The sequence below is a fragment of the Agrobacterium sp. 22117 genome (assembly GCF_052045735.1).
In the GTDB taxonomy this organism is placed as follows: Bacteria; Pseudomonadota; Alphaproteobacteria; order Rhizobiales; family Rhizobiaceae; genus Agrobacterium; species Agrobacterium cavarae.
This window is the reverse complement of the sequence record NZ_JBQEPP010000001.1, coordinates 543,800-558,787: the sequence shown is the minus strand read 5'-3', so window position 1 is coordinate 558,787 and position 14,988 is coordinate 543,800. Positions and strand designations below refer to the sequence as shown.

Sequence of the window (14,988 nt, the reverse complement as noted above, 5' to 3'; positions counted from 1 at the left end):
GAAGCCTTCATCTGCTGGATTTTGACGTAAAAATCAACCTCTGGCCGATCGCCCAAGCTGCATCAACAGGGTCGGCAGGATGTGGTTCGCCGCGGCACAAAGAGCGCCGTGTTTGACCTGCGCGCGATTGTAGATCAACGGCTTGCCCTCAAGATCGACGAGCTGGCCACCTGCCTGATGCAGGATCAAATCGGCGGCGGCGAGATCCCAGTCATGCGAATTCGGCAGGACAAGCGTCCCATCGATCCGCCCGTCGGCTACCATGGCGAGGCGATAAGCCAGCGAGGGTACGTGCGGGATGCGCCGAACCGATGGTTTGAAGTCTGACGGAAGGCGCGCAATCACTTCCTCGGGAGCGGCAAGCTGGATCGGTCCACTGGCGGCGTCGGTGATCCGAAGCACCTCACCATTTTTTTCAGCTTTCGCATCTTGAACCGCCGTGAATTCCTCACCCAGCGCCGGTGCCACGAGGGCCGCGACCACAGGTCTGCCCTTATGAACCACAGCGACACTGACACACCACGTATCCTTGCCGTTGATGAAGGCGCGGGTGCCGTCGATCGGGTCGACCACGAAGAGCGTATCGCGTGACAGGCGCGTGTCATCATCGGTGGTTTCTTCCGACAGCCAGCCGTAATCCGGGCGAGCGGAGCGGAGCAGCCTTTCGAGGATGTCATTGGCGGCATAGTCGGCGGCACTCACCGGCGAGCGACCGCCATCTTTCCACCAGACCTCGGGGTCCTTACGGAAATGCCGTAGGGCCTCCTGTCCAGCCTCGCGGGAGGCGTTCAAAACAAGATTCAGATCGGAGCGCCAATCGGCTCCAGAAGTCTCAACTATCATACCGTCGTTCTGCGCGTGTCGCACATTTCCATTTGTGCTTTCACATGCGCATGGGCAAGACGCGAAAGCAACCGCCGAATGGCGATGTCAGCGTCCCGCAATCGTCATGCCTTCGATGGCAAGCGTGGGTGCTGCCACACCATATTTGCGGTCCACGTCGTTAGCGGGCGTGACGCGCATAAACATGTTCTTGAGGTTGGAAGCGATCGTCACCTCTGAGACGGCGAAAGAGGTTTCCCCGTTCTCGATCCAGAAACCGCTTGCGCCACAGCTATATTCACCGGTGATCATATTGGCGCCGTGGCCGATCAGTTCGGTGACGTAAAAACCCGTGCCGACCTGACGGATCAGGTCTTGCGGCGAGATGTCGCCAGGTTCCAAGGCCAGGTTGGTGGATGCGGGCGATACGGAGGTCCCGCCTCGAACGCCACGACCATTGGTTTCAAGACCGATTTCCCGCGCGGTAGAGGTGGAGAGGAACCAGTGGTTCAAGACACCATCCTCGATCATCACCAGCTTTTCACCCCGTACGCCCTCGCCATCGAACGGACGCGAGGACGGGCCGCGGATGATCTGCGGATCGTCCGTGATGGAGAGGCCCTTTTTCAGGATCTGCTGGCCCATCTTGTCGCGCAGGAAACTGGTTTTACGCGCTACCGATGCGCCATTGATCGCGCCCGCAATCGAGCCGACAAAGCCACGCGCAATGCGAGGATCGAACACAACCGTGATGTTGCTGCCGGTATCGATCTGTCTTGGATTAACACGCCTGACGACCCTTTCGCCCGCCCGGCGTCCGATGTCTTCCGGTGCATCGAGGTCGGCGAAATAAAGACGGCTGTCGTAATCGTAGTCGCGCTCCATCTTCGTGCCTTCACCAGCAATGACGCTGACGGAGCGGCCGAAACGGCTACCCATATAGCTGCCGGAAAAGCCGTGAGAGGTGACAAGCACAAGGCCACCCATGCCGCTCGAGGCACCGGCTCCGGAGGAGTTCGACACGCCCTTCACCGCAAGTGCTGCCTCTTCTGCTGCCAGCGCCGCATCGCGAAGCTGGTCGGTGGAGACCTCCGTCGGATCGAACAATTGAAGGTCGTCATAGGATGTCGCAAGACGCTCCTTGTCGGCAAGACACGCAAAGGGATCTTCTGGCGAAACCTTGGCCATCGCAACGGCGCGCTCCGCAAGCGTCGTCAGGTCGAAGCCGGGATTGGCCGAAACGCTCGCAACCCGCTTTCCGACGAAGACGCGCAAGGAAAAATCGTCGCTCTCGGAGGATTCTGTGCTTTCGACCTTTCCGAGCCTGACGCCCACCGACTGCGAACGGGAGCGCACGATCACGGCATCCGCCTCATCGGCACCGGCGCGCTTGGCCAGAGTGACGAGTTCGCTTGCACGGTCTAGAAGCTTGGAAGAATCGATTTCTGAGGACATGAGGCGGGCCTTTCGTTGACCTTCATTTATGGCCGAGCTTTTGCCGCATCAAGGTCAAAGCGCCATTTCACCTGCATTTGAGCAGAAGCGCTCAGATATCCAGGCCACGCCCCCGGTGAAACAGCTCGATCTGCATGTCGATCTGCCGCTTCAGGTCGTCCTTGATGCCATCCGATTCGGCCAGCACCTCGTGGGCCTTGAGGAAATCCAGCACACGAAAACGGTTGACCGGCGGGCGCAGGAAAATATGCGGCGGGCGCATGCGCAGCTTCAGTCCGATGGCCGATTGCATCATCAACTGGCTGGCGCCGAAAAGGCTTTCGATTCGGTTTGGCATGGTGGTGCCGTCCCCCTCCGGTCCGCCCACGACATCGACAGCAATAACAATATCGGCATCGTCGAGGAGATGCTCGTAGGGAACGGGATTGAAGATCCCGCCATCGATCATGATGCGGTCATTCATGCGGATCGGCATGAAGAGAGCTGGAATGGCGGCGGAGGCCGCAAGCGCCTGGCGCAGATCGCCGTCCTGGCAGATGACTTCCATCTGTGCGTAGTAGTCGGTTGCGATCACCTTCAGCGGAACACCGAGTTCGGCGAAATCGCGCGGCAGTGCGGAGGGTAAAAGCGCATCGAGAATGAGTTCAAGATTGAACTGGCCCAAACGAAAGCCGAAGGCGGCATGGCGCATGGAGGCAGGACCGAGGCTCCAGAGCTTGTTGGCGACGCTGCCCTTTTTGCCCATCAGCGCCAGCGTGTAATCGCGAATGTCCTTGCCGCTCATCCCGGCGGCCATACCGGCGCCCATGATGCCGCCGATGGAGGCTCCGGCAATGGCGCTTGGGCGAATGCCGAGTTCATCCATCGCTTCGATAACATTGATGTGGCAGATGCCACGTGCACCGCCGCCACCGAAAGCCACCGCAAAGGTGGGATCGCTTCTTTCCGTTGCCGTTTCTTTGCGCTTACGCTTTTTGTCGGAGAGTTTCTTTTTCTTCGCAGCCACGAGAACAGCCTCATTTCCTGTCATGCGATCGCGCCTCAGCAATGCATCTGGGCAAAGCGACGCGACGGTCATACTGAGACTGGCTCTATGACATAAAGACGACAGGACAGTGACGCGGAGGTCTCCTCTCGCGTCCACTGAGGTGCTTCAGGGCTCGTAGCGGTAGAAATGCATTTTGGTATCGCCGAAGGTGCGGCTTTCCAGCGGCTTGAAGACGGGATCGACCATCACGGCCACATCGCCTTGCTCTTCCAGAATCGCCAGCGCACCAGGTACGAGCCAACCGCCGAGATGGGCGGCCTGGAAGGCCTTCTCACCTAACGCCTGACCATAGGGCGGATCGGCGAAGAGAAGGTCGAAGGGCTCGATATTGTTGACCCCACCAAGCTTCGTCGCATCGCGGCGCAGGATTCGAGCGCGGCCGTGCAGCCCGAGCGCATCGATGTTCTCCCACAAAAGCCCCCTGCCCTCGACGCCGTTTTCCACAAAAAGGGCAACACGACAGCCGCGCGAGAGCGCTTCCAGACCAACGGCACCGGTGCCTGCGAAAACATCGAGAATGCGGGTGCCGTCCAGGCTTTCGGGGTAAGCATGGCTCAGAATATTGAACAGGCTTTCCCGCGTCCGGTCGATCGTGGGTCTGATGGCATTCGACTTGGGCGCGGCCAGACTGCGGCCGCGAAACTCACCGCCAACGATCCGCATTACGCGCCGTTCCCTCGCGAGCCGCCTCTTGGGCCGGACGGTCTACCGCCCGATGGCTTGCCACCGGGACCACGACCGCCGCCTCCCGACGGTTTGCCACCTTGACCCTTGCCGCCGGAACCTCTGCTGCCGCCCTTGCCGCCAAAGCCCTTCGGGCCGCTGCCGCCTTCAGAGCGTTCGCCGCGCGGCTTGCCGAAGCCAGGCTTGCCGCCCGATGGTCTTCCACCGGAGGGCTTGCCGCCGCGGGGCTTGTCGCCAAAGGGACGTTCGCTGCGTGCTGGACGATCGCCGTCCTCACGCGGCTTGCGATCACCAAAGGAGCGGTCAGTACGGGCAGGACGATCGTCGAACGAACGGGCTGGCCGATCCGAACGCTCGGTTCTGTCGCCGGAGGACTTTTCGCCGAAGGATCTTTCGCCCCGGGGGCGGTCATTGCGTGGGCGCTCACTGCGCTCGCCATCTTCGCGCGGCTTGCGGTCACCGAAGGGACGATCACCGAACTTGCGCTCACCACGAGGCTTATCCCCGAACGAACCACGCGCGGGACGATCGCCCGCTTCACGTGGCTTGCGATCGCCGAAGGAGCGATCACCACGGCCACGACCGCGACCTTCATCACGCCCGGCCTCGTTGCTCGAATCGGAACGAATCCATTCGCCCTCATCATCGGCGTGGCGCACGACTGCGCGGCGGGCCTCAGCCTGTGCCGATGGCTGCTTGAAAGCGCTTTCGGCTTCGGCACGCGCGGAGAGCTTACGGGCCTTGCCATCACGGGTCGGCTTGGCGCCAGGCGCCATCCAGACATTGGCGGTGCGGTTGCTACCGAGCGGCGGACGCTTCGGACCGCGATCGTCGGTCTCGGCTTCGTCCCTGCCCTTCCCGGCAAACTTGCCGCCGGGCTTGCCGCCTGCCTTGGGTGCGAACTTGCCAGCAGGCTTATCGGAGCGCTTTCCATCGAAACGACCGGAAGAACGCTCGTCGCCGTCGCGCGGATTGCGGTCGCCGGCAGCCTGCTTGCCCCACTCGGCTTTGGCCGGCTTGGCGGGCGCCTCTTCCTCGTCCTCTTCGGACTTGTGATCATAGATCGGCGCATCGAAATTGGCGCCGGCAGCCTCGATCAGGCGCGGTCCAAGCTGGTCGCGCAGCATACGACCGCGAACCTCGATGACATGACCTTCCGGCAGATCGCCCAGCTGGAAGGGTCCATAGGATACGCGGATCAGGCGGTTGACCTCAAGACCAAGGGCGCCGAGCACGTTCTTGATTTCGCGGTTCTTGCCTTCACGAAGGCCCATGCTGATCCAGACGTTGTGACCTTGCGTGCGGTCGAGCGTCGCGTCGATCGCGCCATAGAGCACGCCGTCCACCGCAATGCCGTCCTTCAGCTTGTCGAGTGCTGCCTGATCGACCTCGCCATGGGCGCGCACGCGGTAGCGGCGCAGCCAGCCAGTGGTCGGCAGTTCAAGCACACGGGACAGGCCGCCATCATTGGTCAGCAGCAGCAGGCCTTCGGTATTGATGTCGAGACGACCGATTGAGAGAACGCGCGGCAGTTCCTTCGGCAGGTTGTCGAAGACGGTCGGACGACCTTCCGGATCGGAGTTGGTGGTCACGAGGCCAGCAGGCTTGTGATAGAGCCACAGGCGCGTGCGCTCAGCGCCACGGATCGGAACGCCATCGACTTCGATCTTGTCATCCAGCGTCGCATTGACGACTGGGCTATCCAGCTTGACGCCGTTTAAAGACACGCGACCTTCCATGATCATGCGCTCGACATCGCGGCGCGAGGCTACACCTGCGCGCGCCATGATCTTGGAAATGCGTTCCGGCTTGGAGGCGACCGTTTCTACCACGGCTGCTGCTTCCGGCTTTTCTTTAAAAGTCTTCTTGTCACGTCCCGCCGACGCGTCAGATGACGGCTTTGCCGATGATTTCGGCTTCCTGTCACGGTCGAACGTCTTGCCACCGGCGCGCTTCGGCTTGTCTTTGAATGTCATTTGTTGTTTGCCTGTTGTTTGCCGTGTCCTATCAGGTCACGCGGCGACGGTTAAGAGGAAATTGCAAGAAGCATGGCGGAAACGATGCATTTCATGGACATTGCGCTGGAAGAAGCGCAGGCAGCGGGTGCGCGTGGCGAAGTGCCGATCGGTGCCGTCCTCGTTTATGAAGGCCGCGTGCTTGCCCGTTCCGGCAATCGCACGCGTGAATTGAACGACGTTACCGCCCATGCCGAAATTGCCGTGATGCGAATGGCCTGCGAAGAGCTTGGCCAGGAGCGGCTGCCCGGTGCCGATCTTTACGTCACGCTGGAGCCCTGCACTATGTGCGCAGCGGCAATCTCGTTTGCCCGCATCCGCCGTCTCTATTATGGCGCGAACGACCCGAAGGGCGGCGGCGTTGAGAGCGGCGTTCGCTTCTACAACCAGTCGACCTGCCATCATGCACCGGAGGTCTATTCCGGCTTTGCCGAGGTGGAGAGTGCCGAAATTCTGCGGGCCTTCTTTCAAAACAAGCGCGACTGAAGGCGCTGAACATCAATCGCCTGAGGCAAAAGCCTTGAGCGCGTCACCGGAAAGACGGTACCGCACCCATTCGTCCTGCGCCTCGGCACCAATGGCCTGATAGACGCGAATGGCCGGTTCGTTCCAATCCAGAACGCTCCACTCGAAACGACCACAGCCTTTTTCCACTGCAATGGCAGCCAAACGCTTCAACAGCGCCTTCCCAGCGCCGGAGCCACGCGCATCGGGCGTGACATAGAGGTCTTCCAGATAAAGGCCGTTCCGGGAAAGCCATGTGGAGTAGCTGAGGAACCAGACGGCGAAGCCGATCGGCTGACCCTCGCGCTCGCAGATCAGCGCAGAGGTAACGGAGCCCTCACCGAAAATGGAGGCCGTGATGCTTTCGACAGTGGCCTTCACCTCGTGCTCGGCGTTCTCGTAGATGGCCAACTCACGAATGAAGCGCAAAATGGTGGGCGCATCGGCGGCAATCGCGTCCCTGATCAGCAGCGTCACGACAAACTCCGTAGACAAAGATACCGAAAACAAAAACGCGACGTCAGAAGCGTCGCGTTTGTAAGATGAACCTTGGGAGGATTACTGGAAGGGGTTCCACCAGCTTTTGCCGGTTCCGGCCAGAGCAGCGTTCTTCTTGCGCTCTTTCTCCTTCTTCAGCTCAGGCTCGCCGAGATCGGCCAGTTGATCCTGGGAAACATTGCGGTACTCGACTGGAGGATCGGTCAGATACTTGCGCGTATTGGTGTTGACCACCGTACCTCCCTGCGCATCGGCCTTGGCCTTGCGGAAGGCTTCCCACTTCTGGGTTTCTGTCATCTGGCCGTTGGTGCCATTGCCAGCCAAGAGCGGCGAACGATAATTCGGGTTGTCCTTGTTGGCCTCGGCTTCCGCACGAAGACGCTCACGTGCCTCTTCCGGAGTTTCGGGCCACTGCGGATTGGTCTCGCGGTTGGCAAGGCTCTGTTGTGGCTGAGCCAATTGCTCGGCACGGGCCTGGGCCGGTACGACAAGACCCGGGCGCGGATTGTACTTCACATTCCGCTTGGTCTGATCACCGGTGATCGAGGTGGCGTTACCAAGATCGTCCAGGAGCTGTTCGCTTGCAGACTTGCCCGTACCATAGGTCGGGCTGGTGCACGCGCTCAGCGCCAGGCAGGCAAAGGAAATGCCTGCCACGGTGCGATACATGCGAAAACTCTGCGTCATGCTCATGAAACCCTTCCGCCCAAGAACGCCGCGCGGCACGAATGACGCAAAACAGACGCTCTACATATTAAAACCACGCGATATGCCTGACGAAAATCACCCTGATCTTCTTATGCGCGCGCGGCTGTCCCGACGACCGGATGCACCCCTTGATGCGCAATTCCGACCATTTTCAGGCAGGTTTACCGGATGAAGGGCAAAAGCGCAATTCATCCGGCAATTTTCTTGAGCAAACGAGGTTTCAGACGCCGACGCCCAGTTCGCGCAGCGCTGCCGCGTCCCGGGCCGAAACGTCCGGGTATTGCGGGTCGGAGCCAACATCGGTCGTGATCCGCCAGGAGCGAGCGCATTTCTGCCCTTCCGCCAGCTTCTGCTCAACCGCGACCTTCTGCACCTCACCGAGACGGAATGCATCCGCCGGACCTTCGCCCGCAACCACGGAGATTGCCGAGGTGATGCAGATCTCTGCGAAGTCCTGGCCTTCAAGTGCCGCCATCAGCTCCGGATCGGCAATATGGACCACCGGTGCCGCTTCCAGCGAGGAACCAATGCGCTTTTCCCGTCGCTCGACTTCCAGCGCGCCGGTGACCACCGTGCGAACCTTGCGGATCTTCTCCCACTTGGTATCGACTGCCGGGCTGTGCCATTCTGCCGGGATGGTCGGGAACTGTTCAAGATGAACAGACTCGGCGCCCGGATGGCGCGAAAGCCAGGCTTCCTCGGTGGTAAATGGCAGCATCGGTGCCAGCCATGTCACGAGGCAATCGAAAAGCTTGGCGATCACGTAGAGCGCCGAGCGGCGCTTCAATGAAGACGGCGCATCGCAGTAGAGCGCATCCTTGCGGATATCGAAGTAGAAGGCCGAGAGCTCGACGTTGGAGAAATCCACCAGCGCACGGGCGATCTTCTTGAACTCGAAACTGTCGTAGCCTTCGCGTACTACCTTATCGAGCTCGCTCAAGCGGTGCAGAACGAGCTTTTCCAGTTCCGGCAGATCGGCATAGGCGATCTCCTCGCCCTTGTCGTGGGCGAGCGTGCCGAGCATCCAGCGGATGGTGTTGCGCAGTTTGCGATAGGCATCGACATTGGTCTGGATGATCGCCTTACCGAGACGCTGATCGTCCCAGTAATCGGTGGTCATGACCCAAAGGCGCAAGATATCGGCGCCCGCATCCTTCATCACATCCTGGGGCGCAACGACGTTGCCCTTGGACTTCGACATCTTCTCGCCCTTCTCATCCATGGTGAAGCCATGGGTGACGACGGCGTTGTAGGGCGCGCGGCCACGCGTCGCGCAGCTTTCCAGCAGCGACGAATGGAACCAGCCGCGATGCTGGTCTGAGCCTTCGAGATAGACGTCCGCCGGCCACTTCAGGTCCGGGCGGTCTTCCAGCGTGAAGGTATGGGTGGAGCCCGAGTCGAACCAGACATCGAGAATGTCCATGACCTGGTGCCACTTGGCGTGGTCATGGTCGTTGCCCAGGAACCGCTCCTTGGCGCCTTCGGCGAACCAGGCATCGGCACCTTCAGCTTCAAAAGCATCGAGGATGCGGGCGTTGACGGCTTCGTCCAAAAGCACCTCGCCCTTGTCATCGGCAAAGACGGCGATCGGAACGCCCCAGGCGCGCTGACGCGACAGGACCCAGTCCGGGCGGTTTTCGATCATGGCGCGCAGGCGGTTCTGGCCACCGGCTGGAACAAAACGCGTGTCGTCGATTGCAGACAGGGCTCTCGAGCGCAGCGTGGTGCCATCGCCCAGTTCCTTGTCCATATAGACGAACCATTGCGGCGTGTTGCGGAAGATGACCGGCTTCTTGGAGCGCCAGCTATGCGGATAGCTGTGCTTCAGGCGTCCACGGGCAAACAGGTTGTTGGCCGCGATCAGCGCCTTGATGACGCGCTCATTGGCATCGCCCTTCTTGCCGTTATCGTCCATGACACGGGCAGCGCCGCCCTCTGCCGAGGGGCCGAAGCCGGGGGCATCTTCCGTGTAGAAGCCATCATCACCGACGGTGAAGGGGATCTTTGCCGAGATGCCGCGCGCTTCCAGCTGGCGCGCCTGCGCCATCCAGGCGTCAAAGTCCTCGCGACCGTGACCGGGAGCGGTGTGCACGAAGCCCGTACCGGCATCGTCGGTGACGTGATCGCCATCGAGCAGCGGCACCTTGAAATCGTAGCCGAGACCAGCAAGCGGATGGGCGCTGACAAGATTGCCTAGCTCGTCGGAAGAAACATCCCGGACGCGCTTGAATTCCAGCTTCGCCTTGGCAAAGCATTCGGCTGCCAGCTTGTCGGCAAAGACGAGCTTCTCGCCCGGCTGCGGGCCAAAATCGTTGGCAGCAGCCGTGACTTCGTAAAGGCCATACTGGATGCGCGACGAGAAGGAGATCGCGCGGTTGCCCGGGATCGTCCATGGCGTCGTGGTCCAAATGACGATCGAGGCGCCTTCAAGCTCAGCCGAACCCTCGACGACCGGGAATTTCACCCAGATCGTGTCGCTTTCGACATCGTGATACTCGACTTCCGCTTCCGCCAGCGCCGTGCGCTCGACGACCGACCACATGACAGGCTTGGACCCGCGATAGAGCTGGCCGCTCTTGGCGATCTTCAACAGCTCGCCGGCGATGCGCGCTTCGGCGTGGAAGTTCATCGTCGTGTAGGGATTGTCGAAATCGCCTTCGATACCGAGACGCTTGAACTCTTCCGACTGAACCTTGATCCAGCCAGCGGCAAAGTCACGGCATTCCTTGCGGAATTCGTTGATCGGAACCTCGTCCTTGTTCTTGCCCTTGGCGCGGTAGGCTTCCTCGATCTTCCATTCGATCGGCAGGCCGTGGCAATCCCAACCGGGGACATAGTTGGAGTCGTAACCACGCATCTGGAAGGAACGGGTGATGACGTCCTTCAGGATCTTGTTCAGCGCGTGGCCGATGTGGATGTTGCCGTTTGCGTAAGGAGGGCCATCATGCAGCACGAACTTCTCGCGGCCGGCGGCGGAGGCGCGCAGCTTCTTGTAGAGGTCCATTTGCTGCCAGCGCTTGACTAGCTCCGGCTCTTTTTGCGGCAGACCGGCGCGCATCGGGAAGTCCGTCTGCGGCAGGTAAAGCGTTGCGGAGTAATCGATTTTTTCTGCGGTGTCGTTCATGATCGTACCATTATCGCGGCGCCGAATGAGGCTCGCGCCGTCTCATCAAAAAAAGAGGGCTTAGCGAAGGCGCCTGGATTGTCTGACGCATGTCCGGACGACATGCTTGAGACAAGCGCCAAAATCCCGGACCTTCCGGCTCTCAGAGCGGGCGGAAGGCCGGGCCAATAATTCGGGATATGAACGTCGACCGATATTGGATCATGGCCGGTTGTTTAGGACGTTTCAGCCTGTTTGAAAAGGGAATTGATCGCAGGAGTGGCCCGCTTCGTCAAAAAGCGATCTTGGCATCCACTTCGCTGAGCGGCGTGACACCTGAAAGAAGCGCTCTTGCCTCCTCCTCGTCCTTCTTCATCTGAACGACGAGCGCCTCCAGCCCATCAAATTTCAGCTCATCGCGCAGGTGGCCGAAGAAGGAAACCGAGCAGACCTGGCCGTAAAGATCGCCGCTGAAATCGAAGACGAAGGTTTCAAGAAGGGCTGCGCCATTCTCTGTTACCGTTGGGCGATAGCCGAAGCTTGCCACACCGTCATGCAGCGTTCCGTCGGCCGGTCTGAAGCGCACCGCATAGATTCCAGGCTTCAACTCCGTTTCGGGTGGCAGCGCCATGTTGGCTGTCGGGTAACCGAGTGTGCGGCCAAGCTGCTGCCCGCGAATAACTTCTGCTTCCACCGTGAAGCGATAGCCAAGCAGACCAGCGGCACCGACCACATCGCCCTTGGCCAGACAGTCCCGAATACGGCTTGATGAAATCACGTCCGAGCCCTCATCACGAAACGAATCTACCAGCGTCACATCGAAGCCATGGCGCTTGCCGGCCTGCATCAGAAAGGCCGGACCACCCTCGCGGCCCTTGCCGAAATGGAAATCGACGCCGGTGACGACGCCACCAGCACCCAGCCAGTCGACCAGAATGGACTTGACGAAGTCTTCTGCCGAACGCTGCGAGAATGTCTTGTCGAAGGGATATTCGATGACGGATTGAAAGCCCTCCGCCTCCAGAAGGCGGGCTTTCAGCGGCGCCGGCGTCAGACGAAAGACCGGCGTCTCCGGCCGGAAAACCGTGCGCGGATGCGGCTCGAATGTCAGGACAAGGGCTGCAACGCCGCGCGATCTTGCAAGCTCCAGCGCCTGATCCAGCACGGCGCGATGGCCGCGATGCACACCATCGAAATTACCGATCGCGACAACGCCACCCTTCAATGCGTCCGGAAGCGGTTCTTTCTTCTCATTGCGATGGAACACGGTCATCGGAAACTTTCTAAAGCGTGTCGCGCAAAAGTGGCCATCGGTTTTGCGATAACGACATGCGACAAACAAGGACCTAAAGCGTAAAGCGCGGATCTGAAAGATCGCGACTCGCTTTAGGCCAGACGCGGCATCCACCAGCCGGGCGCCGCATTCTGGCTTTTCAGATAGCTATTAAGAAGCGCCTCATCGATCTCGCCATTCAACGTGTATTCCGCCGCATGAATGCCGCCGCTGATGTAGAGGAGATCGAGACCGGCGGAGATGGCGCCCTTGACGTCGGTCGGCATACCGTCGCCGATTGCCAGAACACGGTCCTTGCTGAACTCGCCGCGCACTTCCTTTGCCGCGGCAAAGCAGGCCTCGTAGATCGGCGCATGCGGTTTGCCGGCAATGCGCACTTCGCCGCCCAACTGTTCGAAGTAGGCCGCCATGGCGCCTGCGCAGGGGATGATGCGCTCGCCACGCTCGACCACCAGATCAGGGTTGGCGCAGATCATCGGCGCGGAGCGGGCGACAAAACCCTTTAGCATCTCGGTATAATCTTCAGGCGTTTCGGTTTCGTCGTCGAAGAAACCAGTGCAGACAACGGCTTCCGCATCGCTCTCACCCACCACCGTCACGTCGAGACCATCGAACAGCGGCATATCGCGCTCGGGACCCAGCAGGAAGACCTTCTTCGGTCCCTCGGCAATCAACTCGCGGGTCACGTCACCCGAGGTGACGATGCGGTCATAGGCCTCATCGGGCACGCCAAGCGCACGCAACTGCGGAATGACGCCGATGGCCGGACGCGGGGAATTGGTGATGAGGACGACAGTCTTGCCGTTCTTGCGCGCTTCGGCCAATGCGACACCGGCTGCGGGAAAAGCGGTCACGCCATTGTGCAGCACGCCCCACACATCGGAGAGGATGACATCGAATTGGGAGGTGATGTCGCCAAGGGTGGCAATGCGGTGGGCCATGAATCTTCCAACTCTTTCCATCATTTTCGAGCTCGTGACATCGCAAAGGCTGGTTGCGATGGCAAGCGAAAAAGACAGCGGGTGCCTGTGCGAAACTAATACCTCAGCCGAGCCAAAGCCGGATGAAACCTGCCCCGATACACAGGCCGAGCACCGGCAGCATACCGAATTTCAGGCGAAACAGCATGATGGCCGAGACGACGAAGAGCGCAAGTGATGCAAGGTCGAGCGAATGCCATTCGGGCAAGGACATGCCGAAATTGATCTGAGGCAGAAGTTCAACCCTTTCGACTTTGCCAAAAAGCACATGCAGACCAAACCAGACCGAAAGATTGAGAATGACGCCCACCACCGCGCCGGTAATGGCGGACAAGGCGCCGGATAAAGCCGCATTGTCTCTCAGCCTTTCCACGTAAGGCGCACCGAGAAATATGAAGATGAAGCTCGGTACGAATGTTGCCCAGGCGGCAACACTTGCGCCCAGAACACCCGCCAGCATCGGATCGAGCATGCCCGGATGCCGAAACGCTGCAAGAAAGCCAATATAGGAAAGAACCAGAACGAGCGGTCCGGGCGTCGCCTCTGCAAGCGCCAGACCGTCCAGCATCTCGCTTGCCGTCATCCAGTGATGCGTTTCCACCGCCACCTGCGCCACATAGGCAAGAACCGCATAGGCGCCACCAAAGGTGACGACTGCAAGCCTTGAGAAGAACTCTTGCAGTTCGATGAGCGAGCTCGGCGCGGCCAGAAGCCAGAACAGCAGAAGCGGCATTTGCCAGATGAGAATGCCGACGAGAACCCCTCGGATCTGCCGCAGCAGGGGTGGCGCCTTGCTTTCGACATCAGGCTTTGTCGAGCGCCCTCCTCGGGCTTTCAGGAAACCCGAAATACCAGCAGCGAGGATAACGAGCGGAAAGGGAACGCCGAAAAAGAACAGAGCAACGAAGGCTGCGGCCGCGATACCGATAAGGAAGCGGCTCTTCAGCGCGCGTTTTGCCACGCGCAGCAAGGCTTCGATGACGATGGCGAGCACGCCTGCCTTCAGACCGAAGAGAAGGGCGGGCAGCCAATGCGTATCCTGATAGAGCGCGTAGGCTGCGGCAAGTGCGACGATGACGAGGAAGCCCGGCAGAACGAAGAGCGTGCCAGCGATGATGCCGCCGCGTCTGCCATGCAGGAGCCATCCGGCATAGGTTGCCAGTTGCTGGGCCTCCGGTCCTGGGAGAAGCATGCAGTAATTCAGCGCGTGCAGGAATCGCTCTTCGGAAAGCCAGCGTTTCTCATCGACCAGCACGCGGTGCATCATGCCGATCTGGCCCGCTGGACCGCCGAAGCTCAACAGGCCGACACGGCCGAAGACAAAAAAGAGTTCCGACAGAGTCGGGTGGGTAGCGGAAGTTTCGGAGCGCAAAAAATCTGTCATGCAATCGCAGTAACCATTTTACATGAAATTTTTCCGACAGGCCGTTCTTGACAGCACCCGACACCCTGCTTATCTCCGTCTCGCTAGCACTCGGCAAATGAGAGTGCTAACATCAATCCAGGCGGGTCGTTTCCGATCCGCGAATGTCATTTGATCGAGGGAATAGACAATGGCAAGCACCAATTTCCGCCCGCTGCACGACCGCGTTGTGGTTCGTCGCGTTGAGTCTGAAGCTAAGACCAAGGGTGGCATCATCATTCCTGATACCGCCAAGGAAAAGCCGCAGGAAGGCGAAATCGTCGCAGTTGGCTCCGGCGCACGCGATGAGTCCGGCAAGATCGTCGCTCTCGACGTCAAGGTCGGCGACCGCATCCTGTTCGGCAAGTGGTCCGGCACGGAAGTAAAGCTCGACGGCGAAGACCTTCTCATCATGAAGGAAGCCGACATCATGGGCATCATCGGCTGATTTAGCCGCCTTCCCCATTTCCGTAAT

At 60.1% G+C, this 14,988-nt stretch carries 13 protein-coding genes; 2 read left to right on the top strand and 11 right to left on the bottom strand.

The window, feature by feature from the left end:
* Positions 1-33: 33 nt before the first annotated feature.
* The 5 genes from ACTJKV_RS02655 to ACTJKV_RS02635 all read right to left on the bottom strand — a co-directional run bounded on the left by ACTJKV_RS02655 (position 34) and on the right by ACTJKV_RS02635 (position 5,985).
* Complete coding sequence (locus tag ACTJKV_RS02655; protein WP_274101072.1) at positions 34-840, bottom strand: 3'(2'),5'-bisphosphate nucleotidase CysQ; 807 nt, start codon at positions 838-840, stop codon at positions 34-36.
* Positions 841-930: 90 nt separating this feature from the next.
* Entirely contained in the window at positions 931-2,277 is a 1,347-nt protein-coding gene (locus ACTJKV_RS02650) for a TldD/PmbA family protein (RefSeq protein ID WP_274100827.1), read from the bottom strand.
* A 91-nt stretch (positions 2,278-2,368) separates the two neighbouring features.
* Entirely contained in the window at positions 2,369-3,307 is a 939-nt protein-coding gene (locus tag ACTJKV_RS02645; RefSeq protein ID WP_082447255.1) for a patatin-like phospholipase family protein, read from the bottom strand.
* Between the two features lie 123 nt (positions 3,308-3,430).
* A complete protein-coding gene (rsmD, locus tag ACTJKV_RS02640; protein ID WP_062438589.1) occupies positions 3,431-3,988 on the bottom strand; it encodes a 16S rRNA (guanine(966)-N(2))-methyltransferase RsmD in 558 nt (185 codons plus the stop codon).
* Positions 3,988-5,985: a pseudouridine synthase gene (locus ACTJKV_RS02635; RefSeq protein WP_274100828.1), complete on the bottom strand. Its 1,998-nt coding sequence runs from the start codon at positions 5,983-5,985 to the stop codon at positions 3,988-3,990. The genes rsmD and ACTJKV_RS02635 overlap by 1 nt, the downstream gene beginning before the upstream one ends.
* A 72-nt stretch (positions 5,986-6,057) precedes the next feature.
* On the opposite strand from ACTJKV_RS02635, the gene ACTJKV_RS02630 reads away from it, so the two are divergent.
* Positions 6,058-6,510, top strand: coding sequence for a nucleoside deaminase (locus ACTJKV_RS02630; RefSeq protein ID WP_116493219.1), 453 nt, complete (start codon positions 6,058-6,060; stop codon positions 6,508-6,510).
* Between the two features lie 12 nt (positions 6,511-6,522).
* Here the strand turns inward: ACTJKV_RS02630 and ACTJKV_RS02625 are convergent, their stop codons facing one another.
* The 6 genes from ACTJKV_RS02625 to chrA all read right to left on the bottom strand — a co-directional run bounded on the left by ACTJKV_RS02625 (position 6,523) and on the right by chrA (position 14,495).
* Positions 6,523-7,005, bottom strand: a complete 483-nt coding sequence (locus ACTJKV_RS02625; protein WP_274100829.1) for a GNAT family N-acetyltransferase — start codon at positions 7,003-7,005, stop codon at positions 6,523-6,525.
* An 81-nt stretch (positions 7,006-7,086) separates the two neighbouring features.
* Positions 7,087-7,719, bottom strand: coding sequence for a hypothetical protein (locus ACTJKV_RS02620; RefSeq protein WP_062425984.1), 633 nt, complete (start codon positions 7,717-7,719; stop codon positions 7,087-7,089).
* A 235-nt stretch (positions 7,720-7,954) separates the two neighbouring features.
* On the bottom strand, positions 7,955-10,858 hold the full coding sequence (gene ileS / locus ACTJKV_RS02615; protein ID WP_112955955.1) for an isoleucine--tRNA ligase: 2,904 nt from the start codon (positions 10,856-10,858) through the stop codon (positions 7,955-7,957).
* A 271-nt stretch (positions 10,859-11,129) separates the two neighbouring features.
* On the bottom strand, positions 11,130-12,110 hold the full coding sequence (locus tag ACTJKV_RS02610) for a bifunctional riboflavin kinase/FAD synthetase (RefSeq protein ID WP_274100830.1): 981 nt from the start codon (positions 12,108-12,110) through the stop codon (positions 11,130-11,132).
* A gap of 113 nt (positions 12,111-12,223) precedes the next feature.
* A complete protein-coding gene (locus ACTJKV_RS02605) occupies positions 12,224-13,072 on the bottom strand; it encodes a TIGR01459 family HAD-type hydrolase (RefSeq protein ID WP_113225484.1) in 849 nt (282 codons plus the stop codon).
* 103 nt (positions 13,073-13,175) lie between these two features.
* Complete coding sequence (gene chrA, locus ACTJKV_RS02600) at positions 13,176-14,495, bottom strand: chromate efflux transporter (protein ID WP_274100831.1); 1,320 nt, start codon at positions 14,493-14,495, stop codon at positions 13,176-13,178.
* A gap of 169 nt (positions 14,496-14,664) precedes the next feature.
* Between chrA and groES the strand changes: the two genes are divergently transcribed.
* Complete coding sequence (gene groES / locus ACTJKV_RS02595; protein ID WP_062425989.1) at positions 14,665-14,961, top strand: co-chaperone GroES; 297 nt, start codon at positions 14,665-14,667, stop codon at positions 14,959-14,961.
* The last annotated feature ends 27 nt before the right edge of the window (positions 14,962-14,988 follow it).